Raw genomic sequence first — 21,104 nt, forward strand, 5'->3', positions numbered from 1 at the left:
TGCTGTGTCTTTTATGACACTTAGCTAACCAATTGTGGGAAGCGAGACAGCACGTATTTTTGCTACTAATAAGGTAGGTACATCATGGCAGAGCAATTTGCTAAAGCTTGGGAAGGTTTCGCTGAAGGTAACTGGCAGACCGAAGTTAACGTTCGTGAATTCATTCAAAAGAACTACACCCCGTTTGAAGGCGACGAGTCATTTCTTGTAACTGAAGGTACTGAAGCAACTGATACGCTTTGGGCTAAAGTTATGGAAGGCATCAAGCTAGAAAACAGCACCCATGCTCCTGTAGATTTCGATACTTCGGTTATCTCTACCATCACGTCTCATGACGCTGGTTACATTAACAAAGATCTTGAAACTATCGTTGGTCTTCAAACTGAAGCTCCTCTTAAGCGTGCGCTTATCCCTAACGGTGGTATTCGCATGATCGAAAGCTCTTGTAAAGCATACGATCGTGTACTTGATCCAGAAGTTAAGAAAATCTACTCTGAATACCGCAAAACACACAATGCTGGTGTTTTCGATATCTACACTCCAGAAATCCTAGCTTGTCGTAAATCAGGCGTACTAACAGGTCTTCCTGATGCTTACGGCCGTGGTCGTATCATTGGTGATTACCGTCGTGTTGCTCTTTACGGTATTGATTTCCTAATCAAAGACAAAAAAGCTCAATTCAACTCTCTTCAAGAAAGATTTGAAAAAGGCGAAGATCTTCAACTGACTATGCAACTTCGTGAAGAAATTGCAGAGCAGCATCGTGCACTAGGCCAAATCAAACAAATGGCTGCATCTTACGGTGTTGATATTTCTGAGCCAGCTCAAACTGCTCAAGAAGCTATCCAGTGGACTTACTTCGGCTACCTAGCTGCTGTTAAATCTCAAAATGGCGCGGCAATGTCTCTTGGCCGTACTTCTTCATTCCTTGATATCTACGTTGAACGTGACATTGCTGCTGGCAAAATCACTGAAGAACAAGCTCAAGAAATGATTGACCATTTCGTAATGAAGCTACGTATGGTTCGTTTCCTACGTACTCCTGAATACGACGAATTGTTCTCTGGTGACCCAATCTGGGCAACAGAATCAATGGGTGGTATGGGTCTTGACGGACGTACACTAGTTACACGTACTAACTTCCGTTTCCTAAACAGCCTATACACTATGGGTCCAAGCCCAGAGCCGAACATCACTGTTCTTTGGTCTGAAAAACTACCTGACGGCTTCAAACGTTTCTGTGCAAAAGTATCTATTGATACTTCTTCTATCCAGTACGAAAACGATGACCTAATGCGTCCTGACCTTGAGTCTGATGACTACGCAATTGCTTGTTGTGTATCTCCAATGGTTGTTGGTAAGCAAATGCAGTTCTTCGGAGCTCGTGCTAACCTTGCTAAAACTATGCTTTACACTATCAACGGTGGTGTTGATGAAAAGTCTAAAGCACAAGTTGGCCCAGCAATGCCTAAAATCACTGAAGAAGTTCTAGACTACGATGACCTAATGGATCGTATGGACCACTTCATGGATTGGCTTGCTACGCAATACGTGACTGCACTAAACAGCATTCACTTCATGCATGACAAATACAGCTACGAAGCAGCGCTTATGGCTCTACATGACCGTGACGTTAAACGTACTATGGCATGTGGTATTGCAGGTCTTTCTGTTGCAGCTGACTCATTGTCTGCTATTAAATATGCAACAGTTAAACCAGTTCGTGACGAAAATGGCGTTGCTATCGATTTTGACATCGAAGGTGATTACCCTAAATTTGGTAACAATGACCCACGCGTTGATGACATCGCATGTGGCCTTGTTTCTACGTTCATGAACAAAATCCGTCAGCTTAACATGTACCGTGATGCTATCCCGACTCAGTCAATTCTTACTATCACTTCAAACGTGGTATACGGTAAGAAAACTGGTAACACACCTGACGGTCGTCAAGCTGGTGCTCCTTTCGCTCCTGGTGCTAACCCAATGCACGGTCGCGATGAGAAAGGTGCTGTAGCATCTCTAACTTCAGTAGGTAAACTACCGTTTGCTGATGCACAAGATGGTATTTCTTACACTTTCTCTATCGTACCAAATGCGCTAGGTAAAGAAGAAAGCAGCCAACGTGCTAACCTTGCTGGTCTAATGGATGGTTACTTCCACCATGAGAACGCAGTAGAAGGCGGTCAACACTTGAACGTTAACGTTCTAAACCGCGAAACTCTACAAGATGCAGTTAAACACCCAGAGAAATACCCTCAGCTAACTATCCGTGTATCGGGTTACGCTGTACGTTTTAACTCTCTAACTGCAGAGCAACAAGCTGACGTTATCGCACGTACATTTACTGAGTCTTTCTAATATTAGAATTTAAACTTAGTTACTAATAATATGAAAACCTCGCCTTGGCGGGGTTTTTTGTTTTTGGTATTTGTAATAAGCTCTAGGGATATGACAGGATGTTTATATGAACACGGAGTAGTATGTCTAATCTATCACCTTTAGCTCGTTTTTTTATTCCCTCCATTTTCGCAATGGCCCCCCTACTTTCATTTGCACAAACCAACAGCTCCTTTAACTTTGTTATTGATAACGACAGTATTGTTACCACAGACAAAGATTATTCAAATGGACTTTTTTTGTCCTATTCAAGTGATCTTGATATTAAGCCCAATGGCTTTTTTGACTCTCTCCCCGGTACTCACTTCAGTGCTTCGACAAGCGATGGCACCGTGCACAAGTTCAGTATTGAGCTAGGACAAAAAATGTGGACGCCTAAAGACATTGAAGACCCCAATCCCATTATTGATGAACGACCGTATGCAGGGCTTTTATATCTGTCTTCAACCCTCTACTCAATTGCCCCTTCAACGGTAAACTCATACAATTTTTTGCTCGGCACTGTAGGGCCTAATGCCTATGCAGAAGAGACACAAAAATATGTGCATAGCATTATTAAGTCTGAAGACCCACAGGGCTGGGATAACCAGATTGAAAATCAAATGGTGCTGAACTTTGCCTATCAAAGAGCCGATAAGTGGTACCAATCACCGCTATCTGGCACAACCACCCACGAAGTGAGTACTCCTAGCCGATTGATGCTAGGTAACTATAGAAGTGAAGTGGCGACTGGGATAATGTGGCGCTGGGGTTCAAACCTAAACGATAGTTTTGCCAGTGCTAAAGTGAATAATGAATCGACTCTAGACCCAAGCCTTATCATTAGAGGCCAGAGTGGATGGTTCTTATTTTCTGGCATCGAAGGTCGCGTTCGCTTTAATGACATCACTATTGATGGTGACCGACCAGATGATGACATTACTGCCAATGATATCGAGCATTTTCAAGGCACTGCCACTGTGGGAATGACTGGCTATTACAAAGGATGGGGAGCGAGTTTAGCAATATCCACAAAAAGTCGTGACTACACAGAAGACCAAAATTCCGTTCATACAAATGGTTCTTTAGCTCTGTTCTGGCTATTTTAATTTTTGGTCACTATGAATCCATAAAAATCGATGGATATAGAAGCTTTATCGATACTCTGGTCTAGGTAATGACCTTTGTTTGTAATACACTTACCCCATTCTTGAAACGTTAGAATTGAGAACATTTATGATAGGTAAAATTCACTCATACGAGTCATGCGGAACTGTTGACGGACCTGGTATCCGTTTTATTGTATTTCTACAAGGCTGTCTTATGCGCTGCATGTATTGTCACAACCGTGATACATGGGATACGCATGGCGGTAAAGAAGTCACTGTTGATGAACTAATCAAAGAAGCGACGTCTTACCGACACTTCATGAACGCCTCTGGTGGCGGTATTACTTGTTCTGGCGGTGAAGCGATGCTTCAGCCTGAATTCGTTCGTGATTTCTTCCGTGCAGCACAAGCTGAAGGTATTCACACCTGTCTAGACACCAATGGTTATATTCGTAGCCATACTGACGTTGTTGATGAGGTTCTTGAAGCCACTGATTTAGTGATGCTTGACCTGAAACACATGAAAGATGAAATCCATCAAGATTTCATTGGTGTTTCCAACAAACGTACGCTTGATTTTGCTCGTTACCTGAAAAAAATCGGCAAAACAACTTGGATTCGTTATGTCATTGTTCCTGGTTATACCGATGATGATGAATCTGCGCATATGTTAGGCGAGTTCATCAAAGACATGGACAATATCGAGAAAGTAGAGCTTTTGCCTTACCATAAACTTGGTGCACATAAATGGGAAGCTCTTGGCTATGATTATCCTTTAGAGGGAACAGAGCCACCGTCAAAGGAAACAATGGATAATATTGTTAGCATCCTTAGTCAATATAACGATAACGTAAAATATTAACTTAAACTCTATCCCAGTGATCTCAACACTGATGGGATAGAGTATTTTCATCAAATATATAGAGGCCATTGATTTATGGAAATGACCAACGCACAGCGTTTAATCCTTTCAAACCAATACTACCTAATGTCTAAACTTTCTCCTGAAAGCCAAGACAAATACGAGCGTCTACAAACGATCGTTGAACGTGGTTACAGTCTACAAATGCGTGAACTGGATAAAGATTTTGGTTGTATCAGTGAAGACGAATGCCGTCAGGTAATCGATATCATGGAAATGTACCATGCGATGCAAGAATCTTTTAAAATGCTCAACGAAACAGAACAAGCAAACGTTGATAAACGTCGCCTAATGTTCCTTGGATTTGACATTGCAACAGAAGCAAGCCTAGTAAACTACGTGCGTTTCTTAACTGAATCTGAAGGTCTATACCCTCAATTCGAAAAAGCGACTCACCAGTTCAACAGCCAAATGCGTATGCTAGAAAAATACCTACGCATGCTAACAACATGGCGCAACTGCCCTCGTCAATACCACTTATGTGCTACTGAGATCACTCAGATCTTTAACGCATAATATGAGTTGATGAGTTAGAACCTAGAATGCTTAAACTGTTCTAGGTTCTAAAAAGCGTAAACCACACCCATATTAACCGCAAATGAATCGGTTTTATCTAACAGAGGACTGGCCTCTAAGTCTCCTTCTAGATTAGTGTAACGTACCCCCGCGGTTGCAATAATATGCTGCGTAAATTTGAATACCCCTCTTAAACTTAAAAAGAATTCTCCATCACCATCAGGTGTAAACTCCTGTAGTCCATTAATACGCGCAGCTTCTTCTGCAGAAACCCCGTATAAATGGTTGTTCAGCTTAGATGAATTCCATGAGTAACCTATAGAGGGCGTTAACATCCAACGCTGAGTACGAATAGGGACGCTATAGACTGTTTCCGCATACATACCATCATGCACCCCTGCAACATCCCCAGCGAACGTCACCTGAAATTGGCCAACAGAACGGTTAACGTATTGATATGTCACACCACCGAGCCCTGTGCTTTTTCGTTTGTCGACTTGCTGAATAATCGGGTCATCAGAATCAGAGGGATGTAATGTCCGAGGATCATAGGCTAGACGAAAGATGACGTTGTGTGGTGAGCGACGCTCCCATATTCGATAACCCGCAGTAAAACCGCGCAAATATACATGTTCACCTTCATAGCCAATAATCGGGATCACCACCTTGTTAGATGGCGTATCTTTGTATACTGCTGGAGAATAAGATGCGCCAACCCCTAATGACCAACTAGCAATAACAGGACTAGACGTAAGCGAAACTAACACGATAGCTAAACTACACAACTTCACAGGCAAATCCTTTTGCATTAGCGTTGAAATATTGTTACGTATTTGTATCTCTTATAGTACACCTATTTTATTCAGTGGCTTAATGCTAAAAAGAAAATCTTTTATGTTTCAAGCAAATCTGTTTTTTCATGTCTAGTCTTAATGTTGGGATAAGCGGAACGACTAGCTTGGATCTTATAACATTTTAAAGGGGATTTTTGTTATGAGTATTTTTGAACATTTCCAGCATAGATATGAAGCAGCAAAAGAAGAAGAGCTCTCCATTCAAGAGTTTTTATCATTGTGTCACGACGATAAGATGGCGTACGCCAACGCAGCTGAGCGCCTACTACAAGCCATTGGCGAGCCAGAACTGATTGATACTGCACTCGATCCACAAATGAGTCGCATCTTTTCCAATCGGGTAATCGCGCGATATGACACTTTCAAAGACTTTTATGGCATGGAAGACGCGATTGAACAAATCGTTTCCTATCTCAAACATGCCGCTCAAGGTCTCGAAGAGAAAAAACAAATCCTCTACCTGTTAGGCCCTGTTGGCGGTGGTAAATCATCCATCGCAGAAAAACTCAAAGCCTTAATGCAACAACTGCCTATTTATGTACTGTCGGCTAATGGTGAACGCAGTCCGGTCAATGACCATCCTTTCTGCCTATTTGACCCTGTAGAAGATGCTGAAATACTTCGCAGTGAGTATGGCATCAACAAACGATACTTAGGCTCAATTATGTCACCGTGGGCAGCCAAGCGTTTGCACGAGTTTGGCGGCGATATTACCCAATTTAAAGTCATCAAATTACGTCCGTCCATTCTTGATCAAACCGGCATAGCAAAAACAGAACCTGGGGATGAGAACAACCAAGACATCTCATCATTGGTCGGTAAAATTGATATTCGTAAACTAGAACACTATTCACAAGATGATCCTGATGCCTACAGTTACTCGGGCGCTTTATGTAAAGCAAACCAAGGGCTAATGGAGTTTGTCGAGATGTTTAAAGCGCCGATCAAAGTGCTTCATCCATTACTCACAGCCACCCAAGAAGGCAACTTTAACGGCACAGAGGGCTTATCTGCCCTTCCCTTTGACGGAATGATACTTGCTCACTCCAATGAATCAGAGTGGCAAACATTTCGCAATAACAAGAATAACGAAGCCTTTTTGGACCGTGTCTATATTGTCAAAGTGCCCTACTGTCTTCGCGTTTCTGAAGAAGTCAAAATATACAATAAGCTTTTACAAAACAGTGAATTATCACATGCACCATGCTCACCTAGCACTCTTGATATGCTGGCACAATTTAGTATTTTGTCGCGCTTAAAAGATCCAGAAAATTCATCTCTATTTAGTAAAATGCGAGTCTACGATGGTGAGACATTAAAAGACACCGACCCGAAGGCAAAAAGCCATCAGGAATATAAAGATTTTGCCGGCATGGATGAAGGCATGTCAGGTCTATCGACGCGATTTGCTTTTAAAATTTTGTCACGAGTGTTTAACTTTGACCAAACCGAAGTCGCCGCTAACCCTGTGCATTTATTCTATGTGATTGAGCAACAAGTAGAGCGAGAGCAATTTCCCGCCGATCAAGCAGAGCGTTACCTAGAATTTGTAAAAGGCTTCTTAGTGCCGCGTTACGTTGAATTTATCGGTAAAGAGATTCAAACCGCCTATCTTGAGTCTTACTCTGAATACGGGCAAAACATCTTTGACCGTTACGTCACCTATGCCGACTTTTGGATACAAGATCAAGAGTATCGAGATCCAGAAACCGGACAATTATTTGACCGTTCATCGTTAAACGGTGAGCTTGAGAAAATCGAAAAAACCGCCGGCATCAGTAATCCCAAGGATTTTCGAAACGAAATCGTAAATTTTGTTTTACGTGCTCGCGCCAATAACGGCGGAACCAACCCTCTTTGGACAAGCTATGAAAAGCTGCGCACGGTCATTGAAAAGAAAATGTTTTCCAATACCGAAGAGCTGCTTCCTGTTATCTCGTTTAATGCCAAAACATCCACAGAAGATCAGAAAAAGCACGATGATTTTGTAGCAAGGATGATGGAGAAAGGTTATACCGAAAAGCAAGTGCGCTTACTTTCTGAGTGGTATTTACGCGTTCGTAAATCATCCTAAACGCAATCAGATGGACTATAGCCCTTTTATTAATACGCCCTTAGTAATTTTAGTAATTTTAGTAATTTTAGTAATTTTAGTAATTTTAGTAATTTTAGTAATTGTTGAGAAAGAGCTATAGAGGCAACCTTAGGTTGTCGCGCAAGGAATATACTCGTGTCACCACAGCTAGACGGCACGAGTATCACCCCACTATATTTTTATTAGATATGAGTAATCGAGGTGGCGCATGGCTCAGTTTATTGACCGAAGGCTAAACGGCAAAAATAAAAGTACTGTCAATCGACAGCGCTTTATTCGTCGTCATAAACAAAAGATAAAAGAAGCGGTGTCCGATGCGGTCAATCGACGTTCAATTACGGATACCGAAACTGGCGAAGACATCACTCTACCTAAAAGCGACATTACCGAACCTTTTTTTCATCAAGGTAAAGGGGGCTTACAAGAGCGAGTTCACCCCGGTAACGACCAGTTTATCCGTGGTGACAAAATAGATCGCCCACCCGGTGGCGGTGGAAACGGTGGTGCTGGTGAGGGAGACGCTAGTGCTGACGGAGAAGGCCAAGATGAGTTTATTTTTCAAATATCCAAAGACGAATATCTGGATATATTATTTGAAGATCTCGCCCTTCCTAACCTAGAAAAAAAACAAGTCAACAAGATCACTGAATGGAAAACGCATCGCGCTGGTTATCAAACTGCGGGCATCCCCTCTAATATTTCCGTTGTACGCTCTCTTAGACAATCTCTCGCACGGCGCACTGCAATGTCAGCTGGTAAAAAACGTCGCCTCAATGAACTAGAGCAACAACTCAGTTTTTTGAGCCACAATGAGCCGGCAATACCATTGCAAGAAAACGAGATTAAACAACAAATCGAAGATATTCGCGATCAAATCCGCCGAGTACCCTTTATTGATACCTTTGATCTTAGGTATAAAAACTACGAAAAACGTCCCGTGCCTTCAAGCCAAGCCGTTATATTCTGTCTAATGGACGTATCTGGCTCAATGGATCAAGCAACTAAAGATATCGCCAAACGATTTTATGTCTTGCTGTATATGTTCTTAAATAGAACCTATGAAAATGTTGAAGTGGTTTTTATTCGCCATCACACCCAAGCAAAAGAAGTGGATGAGCAAGAATTTTTTTATTCTCAGGAAACGGGCGGCACTATCGTTTCTAGCGCATTAAAATTGATGGATGACATTCTTAAAGAGCGCTACCCAACAAATCAATGGAATATCTACGCCGCTCAAGCATCCGATGGCGATAATTGGGCCGACGACTCTCCTCGATGTAAGAAAATACTCAGCGAAGATCTGCTGCCCATTTGCCAATATTATTCCTATATCGAAATCACTCGTCGTAGCCATCAGACCCTATGGCATGAATATGAAAAACTTGGCAACGAAACGGATAATTTTGCGATGAAAAATATCCGAACAACGGAAGACATCTTCCCTGTCTTTAGGGAGCTGTTTCAAAAGGAAAGCAGTTGAGAAATACCGTTAAGGATGCGCTATGTCAGTAGAAACAAAATCAAAAACATTACCAGATGGTCCCGATTGGACATTTAATCTGCTTGAGCAATACCACCAGCAAATTAAACGGGTTGCTCAGCACTATAAATTGGATACCTACCCCAACCAAATAGAAGTCATCACGGCCGAACAAATGATGGATGCCTATTCCAGTATTGGCATGCCAATTAATTACCATCATTGGTCGTTTGGTAAGAAATTCATTCAAACACAGCAAAACTATAAACATGGGCAAATGGGTCTAGCCTATGAAATCGTCATCAACTCTAACCCTTGTATTGCCTATTTAATGGAAGAAAATACCGTCACCATGCAAGCGTTGGTCATGGCTCATGCAAGCTATGGTCATAACTCGTTTTTTAAAGGTAACTATCTATTTAAGACTTGGACTGACGCCAGTTCCATTGTCGATTATCTGTTATTTGCGCGTAACTACATTACGCAATGTGAAGAAAAATACGGAGTCGATGAGGTAGAAAAGCTATTAGACTCCTGTCATGCCTTGATGAACTACGGTGTCGATCGCTATAAAAGGCCAGAAAAGATTTCCATTGCCGAAGAAACTGCCCGCCAACAAGAGAGAGAGCAATACCTGCAATCACAGGTTAATGAGTTGTGGCGTACGGTGCCTAAACACTCAGACAGTTCGACTATGGAGAAGACACGCTTTCCTTCTGAGCCTCAAGAGAACATTTTATACTTTATAGAGAAACACGCGCCACTGCTTGAGTCTTGGCAGCGAGAGATCGTGCGTATCGTTCGTAAGGTAAGTCAGTACTTTTACCCGCAAAAGCAAACTCAAGTGATGAACGAAGGCTGGGCCACTTTCTGGCACTATACCATTTTAAATCACCTGTATGATGAAGGGTTAACCTCCGATAAATTCATGCTTGAATTCTTACATAGCCATACCAGCGTTGTCGCTCAACCGGCTTATAACAGCCCTTACTTTAATGGAATTAACCCCTACGCGCTTGGCTTTGCCATGTTTCAGGATATTCGCCGAATATGCGAACAGCCAACCGATGAAGACAAAGAGTGGTTTCCTGAGCTTGCCGGCAGTGATTGGTTAACCTCCCTACATTTTGCAATGCAGAACTTTAAAGATGAAAGCTTTATTAGCCAATATTTATCACCAAAACTGATTCGAGAATTTAAGCTATTCTCAATAAAAGATAATGACCGTAAAAATTACATTGAAATTGGCGCAATACACGATGAAATGGGTTACAAAGAGATCAGAGAAAAGCTCGCCGCTCAATACAATTTAAGTAATTTAGAACCTAACATTCAAGTCTGGAACGTCGATGTGAGAGGCGATCGATCCCTGACTTTGCGTCATATCCCCCATCAAAGAATTCCATTGGCTGAAAATCATGATGAGGTGCTCAAACACCTTTATCGATTGTGGGGCTTTGATGTGAAACTTGAAGAATTGAAAGAGTCAGGTCATAGCGACCTATTGGCCAGTTGCCCTAAACGCACCGATTATGGCAAATACATCTAATGGTATTTACTCAAACAACAAAGGGAAGCGATAGTCGCTTCCCTTTTTATATTCATCAATGCCAAACCATACTTATATCAATCGTAGTAATTAACGTTGAGAAAGTATCGCTCGCACCGCATCGAGATCATCTTGCGTATCCACACCCGGTGCTGGCGTTTCTTTTGCTAAGGCTACGTGAATTTTCTCACCATACCAAAGCACTCTTAGCTGCTCGAGGCTTTCGATTTTTTCAAGTACCGAAGGTGCCCAATTGATATAACGGCTAATGAAACCTGCACGGTAGGCATAAATACCAATATGCCTCATCAAAGGTTGCTTCAACTCAGATTTATCGACGCTAAATTGGTCACGATCCCAAGGAATTGCGGCGCGACTAAAATATAAAGCATAGCCTTGATCATCGGTCACTACTTTAACCGCATTAGGGTTAAAGGCTTCATCGGCATCTTCAATAGCCACACCCAATGTCGCCATCGGCGCAATTGAAGCGGCTAAGTTATCGGCGACTTGTGAAATAACCGAAGGCGGGATTAACGGTTCGTCACCTTGTACGTTAACGACAATGTGTTCGTCGCTAATTCCTAATTTTTCAACAACCTCAGCTAAACGCTCGGTACCTGACTCGTGGGCTGTTGAGGTCATGCATACATCACCACCAAAGGCTAACACAACATCAGCAACTCGCTTATCATCAGTAGCAACAACAACCTGATCGGCGCCAGACTGAATCGCTTGTTGATAAACATGCTCAATCATCGGCTTACCACAGATATCCGCTAACGGCTTACCAGGAAGTCGAGTTGATTCATAACGTGCAGGAATAATGACCGTAAAAGCCATTTTAGCGTCCCTCATCCATTGATATAGTACGAGCTTCAGATTCAAGAAGCACTGGAATACCTTCTTTAATTGGGTAGGCCAATCGGTCTAGCTTACACACCAACTCATTTTTATCTTTATCAAAAGCCAGCTTACCTTTACACACTGGGCAAGCAACGATCTCTAACAACCTATGATCCATATTCCTTCAAAACCTCTTGAATTTTGTTCATGATCTTGTGACGATTTTCATCACTAATTTGTGCAGATACCGGTAAATACCACCAATTATCATCGGCAAATTCACGGCATTTAACAGCGTCTTTTTCTGTCATTATCAATTGCTCACCCTCGGTGAGCAAAGAGATAATCTCTGATTTGTGTAATGCTTTATGATCGGTGAAGCCTTTGCTATTAACCACATCCGCTTGCATTGATTTTAAAGTATCAAAAAATCGAGGAGGATGACCAATGGCGGCAATCGCAAAAAGAGGCCCCAGTTCATTCACTGAACGCTTCTCACCTGAAAGTAAATTGACCGCCAGCGTTGCTTGTAATGTCATGCTAATTTCGTGGTGTTGAGCAACACCACCATTAGTAATCAAAAAATCAACATCACTTAAACGCGCCATACCTTCTCTCAAAGGCCCAAGAGGAATAAGCTGCTGATTACCAAAACGTCGCTGCCCATCAATCACAATCAACTCTATATCTCGCTGCAAGGCATAATGCTGTAGACCATCATCGGTAATCACAATATCAACATTGTGTTGCAATAAATGCTGCACAGCGTTTGCTCTTATGGGATCGACAACTACAGTCGCACCCGTGCGCTGCGCAATCAGTTTTGGTTCATCACCGCAATACTGAGTCGGGGTTTCATTTCCGACAAGCAGAGGATAGCAAGGCGCTTTTCCTCCATAGCCGCGAGAGACCACACCGACGTTAAGCCCTTGAGCTTGTAAAGTCTCCACCAACCAAACGACAACGGGTGTTTTCCCGTTGCCTCCCGCAGTAATGTTACCCACTACCACCACCGGAATCGGCGCTTTAAAGCTGGCCTTTTGTCCGTTCAAATACGCGTATTTTCGTCTTTTGCTAATCCAAGCAAATAACAAGCTCAATGGCCAAAGTACAGGCCAAAATAGCCAGCGAAGTGGATTAGAACTAAACCAAAGTAGGTGAATCACGAATCAATCACCGAACTGGATTTTATGTAGTTGTGCGTAGGCTTCGCCTTTTTCTAACAACTCGGCATGCGTACCACGTTCAATGATTTCACCGTCATCAACCACCAGTATTTCATCGGCGTTTTCGATAGTCGATAATCTGTGTGCAATCACCAACACCGTTTTATCTTTTTGTAGCTCATCAAGTGCCGACTGAATCGCTCTTTCTGATTCGGTATCTAATGCAGAGGTTGCCTCATCAAGAATCAACACAGGCGCATCACGAAGCAGAGCACGAGCAATCGCCACTCTTTGGCGCTGTCCACCCGATAGGCTCGCGCCATTCTCACCAATCATGGTGTCTAAGCCATCCGGTAAGTTCTTAGTAAACTCAAGAGCGTGAGCCAATTTAGCCGCATGTTCAATTTGCTCTCGGGTATATTCCCCTTCAGCAGCATAAGCAATGTTGTTGGCAATAGTATCGTTAAATAGGTGTACATTTTGCGAAACCAAACCGAACTGCTCACGTAAATTAGTCAGTTTATATTGATTAATATTCTCGCCATCAAGCCAAATTTCGCCATTGTCTACTTCATAAAAACGAGTGAAGAGATTGGCAATGGTACTTTTGCCTGAGCCTGACCGTCCCACCAGTGCGACGGTCTTTCCTTGGGGAATGGTAAAGTCGACATGAGACAATGCTGGAGTCTCTTTACCTTGATAGGTAAATGTCACATCTTTTACTTCTACACGGCCTTTAGCACGTTCAATGTGTTTATGACCACTGTCTTTCTCGGTATCTAAATCCATAAGAGAGAACAAGGTATGCGCTGCAGCCATACCGCGTTGGAAATCAGAAGTAACGTTAGTCAGAGATTTAAGCGGTCTCATCATGCCAAACATCGCTGAGAAGATAACCGTGAATGCACCCGGTGTCAGGGTGGCTCTGATTTGATCAAAGCTTGCTAAGTACAACACTGCCACCAAAGCAAAAGAGGCAATCAATTGTACGATTGGGTTAGCAGCCGCTTGCGCTGTGACCATTTTCATAGTCTGTTGGCGCATGGTGTTGCTCACTTTATCAAAGCGCTCTTCTTCAACCTTTTGACCGCCATAACTTAATACGACTTTATGCCCTTTAAGCATTTGCTCAGCAGAAGATGCCACGCTACCCATAGCGGTTTGCATATTTTTACTGATTTTACGAAAACGTTTTGACACGACACGAATGGCAAACGCAACCACAGGTGCAACCACCAGAAGAACTAACGATAACTGCCAGCTATTCCAGAACATTAAGGTCAGTAGCCCAATAATGCTAGCCCCTTCACGTACCAGACTGACGAGTGCTTTACTGGTTGCAGCCGCAACTTGTTCACTGTCGTAAGTAATGCGCGATAGCAATCCCCCCGTAGACTCTCTATCAAAGAAAGGAACAGGCATGTGCATGAAATGATTAAATATCGCACGGCGCATTAACATCACGACATTACCCGATACCCAACTCAAGCAGTAAGTCGATACAAAGCCCGAGAGACCTCTGACTACGATCATACCAAAGATGATAAACGGTAATATTTTTAAGAAATTAGACTCGACATCACCAAAACCTTCATCCAGTAAAGGCTTTAATAAAGAGATCATATAGGTATCGGCAGCAGCATTAATAATCAATGCGAAGGCTGCAACGGCAAGTCCCAATTTATATAAACGAATGTATTTCCACAGTCGCGTAAATGTTTTCCAAGTAGACTCGTCTTCTAGTTGTGACATAAGAATTGCTTTATTTTTTATTCAGTTAATTACTATTCTACTCTGTTACGCAAAATCTGCCTATACCAAGCGTCGTTTTGTGTGCCACGTAAAGTGGTAACCTTTGTTTTACCATTCAAAAAATGGACAGTTATCTGTCCCGCCTCACCCGTATCTAGCCACTGAGTCCCTAATTTCTCATAGCGTTGCACAACTTTTGGACTAGGAAGCAACCAACGACCATTTTTGGCCAATGAGGCTATTGCGACGTCAGCATCGACATTTTGCACAAAAGAGGAGGTTGAAGAGGTTTGACTGCCATGATGAGGCACAATAACGATATCGGATTTAATCATTTGATGCGCTAAATGATATTCCGCAACCGCATCAATATCTCCAGTCAGTAACGCGCTATGTTGTCCATCGGTCACTCGAACAACGCAAGAATGAGGGTTATACGCTCGTTTCACCGTTTTTGGGGGCCACACAACTTGAAAACTTAATCCTTGCCACCACCAAAACTGTCCTCTAACACAGGGATTAGATTGAGTATTACTCTGTGGAGTTACCTTTTGAGAGGTAAAAAGATAAGGCGGCAAAAAGCGCTGTAAAACATACTCCATGCCACCTTGATGATCATTATCCCAATGACTGACAAAGACTCCCTCTAATTGCGCGCCCCTAGCCAGAATAATGGGCTCAATCACTGACTGAGCGATGCTTCCCTCATCCCAAGCCGCGCCAGTATCATAAAGCACAATTTTATCCCCAGATTGAATTAAGATCGCAAGGCCATGCCCTACATCTAATACATCAATGCGCCAATCCGGTTGTTTACCAGTTAACGCTGTCATAGCCAACACACAACATAAAGATAGGACGGCGATGACTCGAAACCAACGACTTAAACACACCACACAAAATAACAGCGCCAGTAACATAATCTGTAAGTGTGAAGTCTGTAGCCACAGTAAAGAGTAGGATTCAAATAAGGTGAGCAGATTTTGTAATAGCATCAGACCTTGATTGGCTAAACTCAGCATGAATAACCCAATAGGCTCTGAAACTGTATTGAATAAAATTCCAAGCAACAACAGGGGTACTACATACAAAGAGACTAAAGGCACAGCAACCGCATTAAAGGCGATAGACAACCAAGCAATACCCCCTAATATCCATGCCGATATTGGAGCAAGACCTAAGCTTAAATACAGCTGAACTTTGAACCAAATACGCCAACGTTTGGTTATCAATCCATCATTGGATGTCAAACTAGGATCAATGTCTTTATTAACTGATGGCTCTAAAGCCAACAAGATAACCATCACTGCGCCAACACTTAGCCACAAACTTGATGACACCGCTGACATAGGTGATAGACCAAGAACTAATGCTAAAGTCAGCCATAATATACGCCAGCGAGTGAGCCTAATCCCGAGGAGCCATGTACAACTAAATAAAATACACATCAATAAAGCACGCTGAGTCGGCAAGCTAAACCCTGCCAGCCATGCGTACAATGAAGCTAAGATAATCGCTGAAAAAATCGGCAAGCATATTAAAGCGGGGCAAAAAATCCGCAATATATGCCCAATCCACCACCCAAGCATTGCCGCAAGACCAATGTGTAACCCCGATATGGCAATAAGGTGAGCCAATCCAGTTTGCCTAAAATTATGCCATTGCTGCTTATTAATTAGGGAGCGGTCACCAAATAGCAGTGCTAGCACTACCGGTTGAGATTGCAAATCCATCGTTTGTTGATAAACACGTTCAAACCAACGACCCCGTAAATTGGCCGGTGCCACTCGCTCTAAAACATCCGTTACTTTTGCTTGTGCCTGTACCCGCTGCGAGAAATAATATCGCTCCGCATCAAAGCCGGCTTCATTACGTAATCCATAAATAGGTTTTAATCTGGCGGACACCTTCCATGTCTCACCCACTTTCATTTGTGATGCCAGTTCTATTGGGACTTTAAGCAAAACTCGCCCTGAAAAAGTATCCCTACATGCATATATTTTTGATATGTTAACTACTGAATTTGCAAAATAAAGATTTACTCTAAACGTGCTGTCCAATTGAATATTTATGGTAAGATCCTCAGCACATTCAAACAAGGTGTTGATGTCTCTTACAAAAATATGACTGTGTACTAGACTAATCACTGACGCTAATAAGATACCTATCAAGCCTCTAAGTATCTTTAATCGATAGCAAAGCAGCACTAAGATAAGTATAGGGATACACCACTTTACATCATGAAGTGTATGCCAATGCATTGCGGCGATGATCGTCGCTGAGAATGAAATTAAATTCCAGTTACCTAGTAAGAGAGCCATTTTCCCTCATGCCTAGAAAATTTATTCAACGCTTCATGCCGGACCATGAACTGATAAAACGTCAGAAAGCGCTTAGGATATTCGGAAATGTTCTTTACAACCCAAACCTGTGGGTTTTGAACCGCCGCTCAGCTTCTGGTGCATTTGCTGTTGGCCTATTCATGTGTTTTGTGCCACTTCCAAGCCAGATGATCATGGCAGCAGGACTGGCTATCGCCTTTGGCGTTAACCTTCCGCTGTCCGTTGCTTTAGTGTGGATCAGCAACCCCATCACTATGCCTATCATGTTTTACTTAGCCTATAAATTAGGGGCTTGGGTATTACAACTCCCTACCCAATCGTTTCACTTTGAACTGTCGTGGGATTACCTTATTTCGCAAATGTCGACCATTGGTCCTCCGTTTTTACTTGGTTGTGCAATTTGCTCTATTGTTCTCTCTATCGTCGGTTATTTCGGTATCCGCGCTCTTTGGCGATACTCAGTGGTACGTAGTTGGCAAAAACGAAAACTCAAACTAAATTTGTTTACCAAATAAATTAACGACTTAATTGAAAAGCCTAGACATAAAAAAAGCGTTGCTCATTCAGCAACGCTTTTTTAGTTCTTTATTCATACCTAATCGATTCTAAAACTAGGGCGAACGCATGAGTGAACACTTATCGACCAATCATGCACATCATCTCCACAAGACGCCGTGAAATCATCCTTGATGGCTTCATTGTGGCATCCATGCCACAAATCCATACAACAAAGACTGGTTCCGATAATGCACATGATTTTATTCAAATAACATTCGTGATCTCACCCTGGTTCTAAGATCCATCGTTATTTGGAACTCAGCACCGTTGCGGGGTTGAGTTTAACCGCCTTACTGGCCGGAAACCAAGTGGCCAACAAACTAAGAACAATGGCGGTACCCGATACAATTAACACATCCATAAAGTTAACTTCTGATGGTAAAAAGTTTACAAAATACACATCACCAGATAGAAACTTATGTCCAATTATGCTCTCAACCACCTGAACTAACGATGTAAGGTTCAGCGCAATTAACACGCCAAACACACTACCAGCCACTGCGCCCAGTACGCCCGATAACACGCCCTGCCACATAAAGATGCCTTTAATCAATGAGTCTTGAGCGCCCATAGTGCGTAAAATAGCCACTTCTGCTGCCCTATCTTTGACTGCCATCATTAAGGTTGAAACGATATTAAAAGAGGCGACACCAATAACAAGAACCATCACCAAATACATGATGGTGCGTATCATCTGTATATCGCGATAGATATAACCAAAATCTTGCTTCCAACTATTAATGTAAACATACACAGGTAAATGGCTACCCAGCGTACGCATAAGATGAGTCGCGTCAAAAACATCGGTTGTTTTAACTGAAATACCACTGACGGTATCGCCTAATGCAAGATAAGACTGGGCGTCTTGTAGCGGTATTAAAGCTAATCCATGATCAAGCTGACCACCAAGCGAAAAGATACCACTGACATTTAAACGAACTCGCTTCGGTGCCTGTGTCCGCCCATTTTTAGACGCAACCGGAATCATTAAAGAGATCCCATCCCCCACATCAACACCCAGCTGGCGAGCAATACCTTGCCCTAAAATCACTTGTTTGGAGCCAGCTTCAAAATGCTGCCACGCATCACATTGAATATAATCAGACAGTTTAGTCACTTGCCCTTCAAGCTTAGGGATAACTCCCCTCACCTGAATGGCTTTTAGATGAGTGCCTTTTTCTGCAAGCGCCGTAAAAGTCACATAAGGCGCAGCTGCCACCGCTTGTGGCTGTTTTTCGATCACTTTGACCAGCTGTGGCCAGTCTTCTAACGGTTTATTCACTGCTGCAAATTCGCCATGAGGAACAACGGATAGCACTCGGTTATCTAACTCTCGTTCAAAGCCATTCATTGCCGAAAGACCAACAATGATGACCGCGACACCAACCATAATGCCCAATGTTGATGACAAAGAGATAAATGACACCATTTTATTGCGTTGCTTTGCTCGACTAAAACGTCCGCCAATGAAAAGGGATAAAGAGCTAATCACTCGACTACCTCATCATTTGCCTGCACTAACAACCCATCTTGCATATACATTTTTCGATCCATCTTGCTGGCTAACTCACTATCATGAGTCACCACTAAAAACGCCGTGCCTGATTTTTGGTTTAACTCGCGCATTAAATCATAAATACCCAATGCCGTGGTGTGGTCAAGATTACCGGTGGGTTCATCCGCCAAAACAAGCGATGGTTCATTCACGAGCGCTCTTGCAATCGCAACCCTTTGTCTCTCGCCGCCAGACAACTCAGAAGGTCGATGCTCCAAGCGATGATCTAAACCAACACGGGTAAGCAACTCTTGCGCTGCCTGCTTTGCTTTAGCCGGTTTTACACCGCCAATTAATAACGGCATTGCCACATTTTCTAAGGCGGTAAAATCGGCCAATAGATGATGGAATTGATAGACAAAGCCTAAATGTTGATTGCGTAATTTAGCTTGTTGATTACTGCTAAGATCGCTTAAATCCTGTCCATTAAAGAGCACATCCCCCACTGTCGCATCATCCAATGCGCCAAGGATATGCAGTAAAGTACTCTTACCTGAACCAGAACTGCCAATAATTGAAACTAATTCGCCTTGGCCAATAGAGAAGCTCACGCCTCTAAGAACTTGAGTATCGACATTCCCTTCAGAATAGGTTTTTTCTAAATTGTGACACTCTAATAAATTACTCATATCTTAACGCCTCGGCGGGTTTAACTGATGCTGCTCGGTAGGAAGGATAAAGGGTGGCAAATACGCTTAAACAGACGGCAAGGCTAACCACGACGAGCACTTGTCCATAATCAATCAATATCGGTAATTTACCGCCGTACGCATATAAAGAAACACCAAGCACTTGTAAGATTGAATTGAGATTACTGGCTAATAAGATACCCAATAAGCCACCAAATACGGCACCCACAACGCCACTACTGGCACCTTGTACCACAAAAATAGCCATAACTTGCTGCTTGGTCATGCCTTGAGTCTTCAAAATAGCCACTTCGGATTGTTTTTCCATGACCACCATGATCAACGCTGAAATAATGTTAAAGGCGGCAACGCCGACAATAAGCCCCAGCATTAAACCCATCATGTTTTTTTCCATTCTAACTGCTTGGAACAATTCACCTCGTTGAGCACGCCAATCTTGCCAAGTCCATCCTTCGCTTAAAGGCAGTTGGGCTAAACGACTCACCGCAAATGGATCATCTAAATACAAACGCCAACCTGATATTTGGCTCGAATTCATTTTGAGTAGACGACCAGCATCTTCAATGTTGGCCACCATCAATTGGCCATCCACATCAGAACCGGTATTAAATATGCCAGACACCGTGAAGTTTCTCTGACTAGGGATACGTCCTATGGGTGAATATTGACTGGTACTGGTCACCATCAGGCGCACTTTATCGCCCTGACTTACTTTTAACGTCCGCGCTAAAGTATGCCCAATTAAAATGTGATATTTGCCTTTTTCAAGAGAATCGACACTCCCTGAAAGCATAAATTTACGCAGCGGTTCATTAAGATTGCCATCAATACCAATCAGTTGTCCCGCAGCCAAATGAGCTGGGCTTTGCAAAACCGCTTCACTGGAAACAATCGGAGCGGTATCAACAACATGCGGTAAAGCGGTAATAAATTGAGGAGGCAGTTCTGTACGAACAGTTTTTCCAGAAACATCCCCGACAATCGCCTGCGGAAGTACACCTAAAATGCGCCCTTTTAATTGCCCTTCAAAACCGTTCATAACCGATAAAACAGTAATTAAAGACAGCACGCCAATCGTAATGCCAGCTGTAGACATATAGGACACAAATCGACTAAAACGATCTCCCGAACGCCCTCTTAGGTAACGTAGGCCAATATAAAGTGGAATAGGTCGAAACATAACCAACCGATAAATAATAATAGTGCCATTAATGTAACCACTAATTGTGCCTTCGAGTAGTGTTTGACTCTCTTTTTATTCAGAATCATTCACAAAACGTCAATAATTGAGCAATCACACTATGATTCCGCATTTTTTCGACAGTTATTGA

17 protein-coding genes are annotated in these 21,104 nt (G+C 42.7%); 8 read left to right on the forward strand and 9 right to left on the reverse strand.

Annotation, left to right across the window (positions count from 1 at the left end; all coding sequences use genetic code 11):
• Positions 1 to 84 precede the first annotated feature (84 nt).
• The 4 genes from pflB (at position 85) to A9260_RS07835 (ending at position 4,926) form a co-directional block, all read left to right on the forward strand.
• Positions 85 to 2,361, forward strand: coding sequence for a formate C-acetyltransferase (gene pflB / locus A9260_RS07820; RefSeq protein WP_068697780.1), 2,277 nt, complete (start codon positions 85 to 87; stop codon positions 2,359 to 2,361).
• A gap of 122 nt (positions 2,362 to 2,483) precedes the next feature.
• Entirely contained in the window at positions 2,484 to 3,488 is a 1,005-nt protein-coding gene (locus A9260_RS07825) for a lipid A deacylase LpxR family protein (protein ID WP_068697781.1), read from the forward strand.
• A gap of 127 nt (positions 3,489 to 3,615) precedes the next feature.
• Positions 3,616 to 4,350 (forward strand): pyruvate formate lyase 1-activating protein, encoded by a 735-nt coding sequence (pflA, locus tag A9260_RS07830; protein WP_068697782.1) that lies wholly within the window; start codon positions 3,616 to 3,618, stop codon positions 4,348 to 4,350.
• Positions 4,351 to 4,425: 75 nt separating this feature from the next.
• Positions 4,426 to 4,926, forward strand: a complete 501-nt coding sequence (locus A9260_RS07835) for a YfbU family protein (RefSeq protein WP_068697783.1) — start codon at positions 4,426 to 4,428, stop codon at positions 4,924 to 4,926.
• 47 nt (positions 4,927 to 4,973) lie between these two features.
• Here A9260_RS07835 and A9260_RS07840 read toward each other — a convergent pair whose 3' ends face one another.
• Positions 4,974 to 5,735 carry a MipA/OmpV family protein gene (locus A9260_RS07840; RefSeq protein ID WP_068697785.1) on the reverse strand — a complete coding sequence of 254 codons (762 nt, stop codon included), beginning with the start codon at positions 5,733 to 5,735 and terminating at the stop codon, positions 4,974 to 4,976.
• A 184-nt stretch (positions 5,736 to 5,919) separates the two neighbouring features.
• Here A9260_RS07840 and A9260_RS07845 point away from each other — a divergent pair, with 184 nt between their 5' ends.
• From A9260_RS07845 to A9260_RS07855, 3 genes are all read left to right on the forward strand, one after another.
• Positions 5,920 to 7,854: a PrkA family serine protein kinase gene (locus A9260_RS07845; RefSeq protein ID WP_068697787.1), complete on the forward strand. Its 1,935-nt coding sequence runs from the start codon at positions 5,920 to 5,922 to the stop codon at positions 7,852 to 7,854.
• A gap of 229 nt (positions 7,855 to 8,083) precedes the next feature.
• The gene (locus tag A9260_RS07850) at positions 8,084 to 9,355 is read left to right on the forward strand and encodes a YeaH/YhbH family protein (RefSeq protein WP_068697789.1); all 1,272 of its coding nucleotides are present in this window, start codon (positions 8,084 to 8,086) and stop codon (positions 9,353 to 9,355) included.
• A 22-nt stretch (positions 9,356 to 9,377) separates the two neighbouring features.
• Entirely contained in the window at positions 9,378 to 10,904 is a 1,527-nt protein-coding gene (locus A9260_RS07855; RefSeq protein WP_068697791.1) for a SpoVR family protein, read from the forward strand.
• A gap of 90 nt (positions 10,905 to 10,994) precedes the next feature.
• Here the strand turns inward: A9260_RS07855 and kdsB are convergent, their stop codons facing one another.
• The 5 genes from kdsB to A9260_RS07880 are packed head-to-tail and all read right to left on the reverse strand — an operon-like array spanning position 10,995 to position 16,989.
• The gene (gene kdsB / locus A9260_RS07860; RefSeq protein WP_068697793.1) at positions 10,995 to 11,747 is read right to left on the reverse strand and encodes a 3-deoxy-manno-octulosonate cytidylyltransferase; all 753 of its coding nucleotides are present in this window, start codon (positions 11,745 to 11,747) and stop codon (positions 10,995 to 10,997) included.
• 1 nt (position 11,748) lies between these two features.
• A complete protein-coding gene (locus A9260_RS07865) occupies positions 11,749 to 11,928 on the reverse strand; it encodes a Trm112 family protein (protein WP_068697794.1) in 180 nt (59 codons plus the stop codon).
• Positions 11,918 to 12,916, reverse strand: a complete 999-nt coding sequence (lpxK, locus tag A9260_RS07870) for a tetraacyldisaccharide 4'-kinase (RefSeq protein WP_068697796.1) — start codon at positions 12,914 to 12,916, stop codon at positions 11,918 to 11,920. Before lpxK ends, A9260_RS07865 begins: the two co-directional genes overlap by 11 nt.
• Positions 12,917 to 12,919: 3 nt before the next feature.
• Positions 12,920 to 14,668 carry a lipid A ABC transporter ATP-binding protein/permease MsbA gene (msbA, locus tag A9260_RS07875; RefSeq protein ID WP_068697798.1) on the reverse strand — a complete coding sequence of 583 codons (1,749 nt, stop codon included), beginning with the start codon at positions 14,666 to 14,668 and terminating at the stop codon, positions 12,920 to 12,922.
• 32 nt (positions 14,669 to 14,700) lie between these two features.
• Positions 14,701 to 16,989 carry a DNA internalization-related competence protein ComEC/Rec2 gene (locus A9260_RS07880; RefSeq protein WP_306763794.1) on the reverse strand — a complete coding sequence of 763 codons (2,289 nt, stop codon included), beginning with the start codon at positions 16,987 to 16,989 and terminating at the stop codon, positions 14,701 to 14,703.
• An 8-nt stretch (positions 16,990 to 16,997) separates the two neighbouring features.
• Here A9260_RS07880 and A9260_RS07885 point away from each other — a divergent pair, with 8 nt between their 5' ends.
• Positions 16,998 to 17,525 (forward strand): DUF2062 domain-containing protein, encoded by a 528-nt coding sequence (locus A9260_RS07885; protein WP_068697800.1) that lies wholly within the window; start codon positions 16,998 to 17,000, stop codon positions 17,523 to 17,525.
• Positions 17,526 to 17,815: 290 nt separating this feature from the next.
• Here the strand turns inward: A9260_RS07885 and lolE are convergent, their stop codons facing one another.
• The 3 genes from lolE to lolC are packed head-to-tail and all read right to left on the reverse strand — an operon-like array spanning position 17,816 to position 20,953.
• On the reverse strand, positions 17,816 to 19,060 hold the full coding sequence (gene lolE, locus A9260_RS07890) for a lipoprotein-releasing ABC transporter permease subunit LolE (RefSeq protein ID WP_068697802.1): 1,245 nt from the start codon (positions 19,058 to 19,060) through the stop codon (positions 17,816 to 17,818).
• Entirely contained in the window at positions 19,057 to 19,752 is a 696-nt protein-coding gene (gene lolD, locus A9260_RS07895; protein WP_068697804.1) for a lipoprotein-releasing ABC transporter ATP-binding protein LolD, read from the reverse strand. The genes lolE and lolD overlap by 4 nt, the downstream gene beginning before the upstream one ends.
• A complete protein-coding gene (gene lolC / locus A9260_RS07900) occupies positions 19,745 to 20,953 on the reverse strand; it encodes a lipoprotein-releasing ABC transporter permease subunit LolC (RefSeq protein WP_068697806.1) in 1,209 nt (402 codons plus the stop codon). The genes lolD and lolC overlap by 8 nt, the downstream gene beginning before the upstream one ends.
• Positions 20,954 to 21,104 lie beyond the last annotated feature (151 nt).

The sequence above is a fragment of the Vibrio sp. UCD-FRSSP16_30 genome (assembly GCF_001676025.1).
Taxonomy (GTDB): domain Bacteria; phylum Pseudomonadota; class Gammaproteobacteria; order Enterobacterales; family Vibrionaceae; genus Vibrio.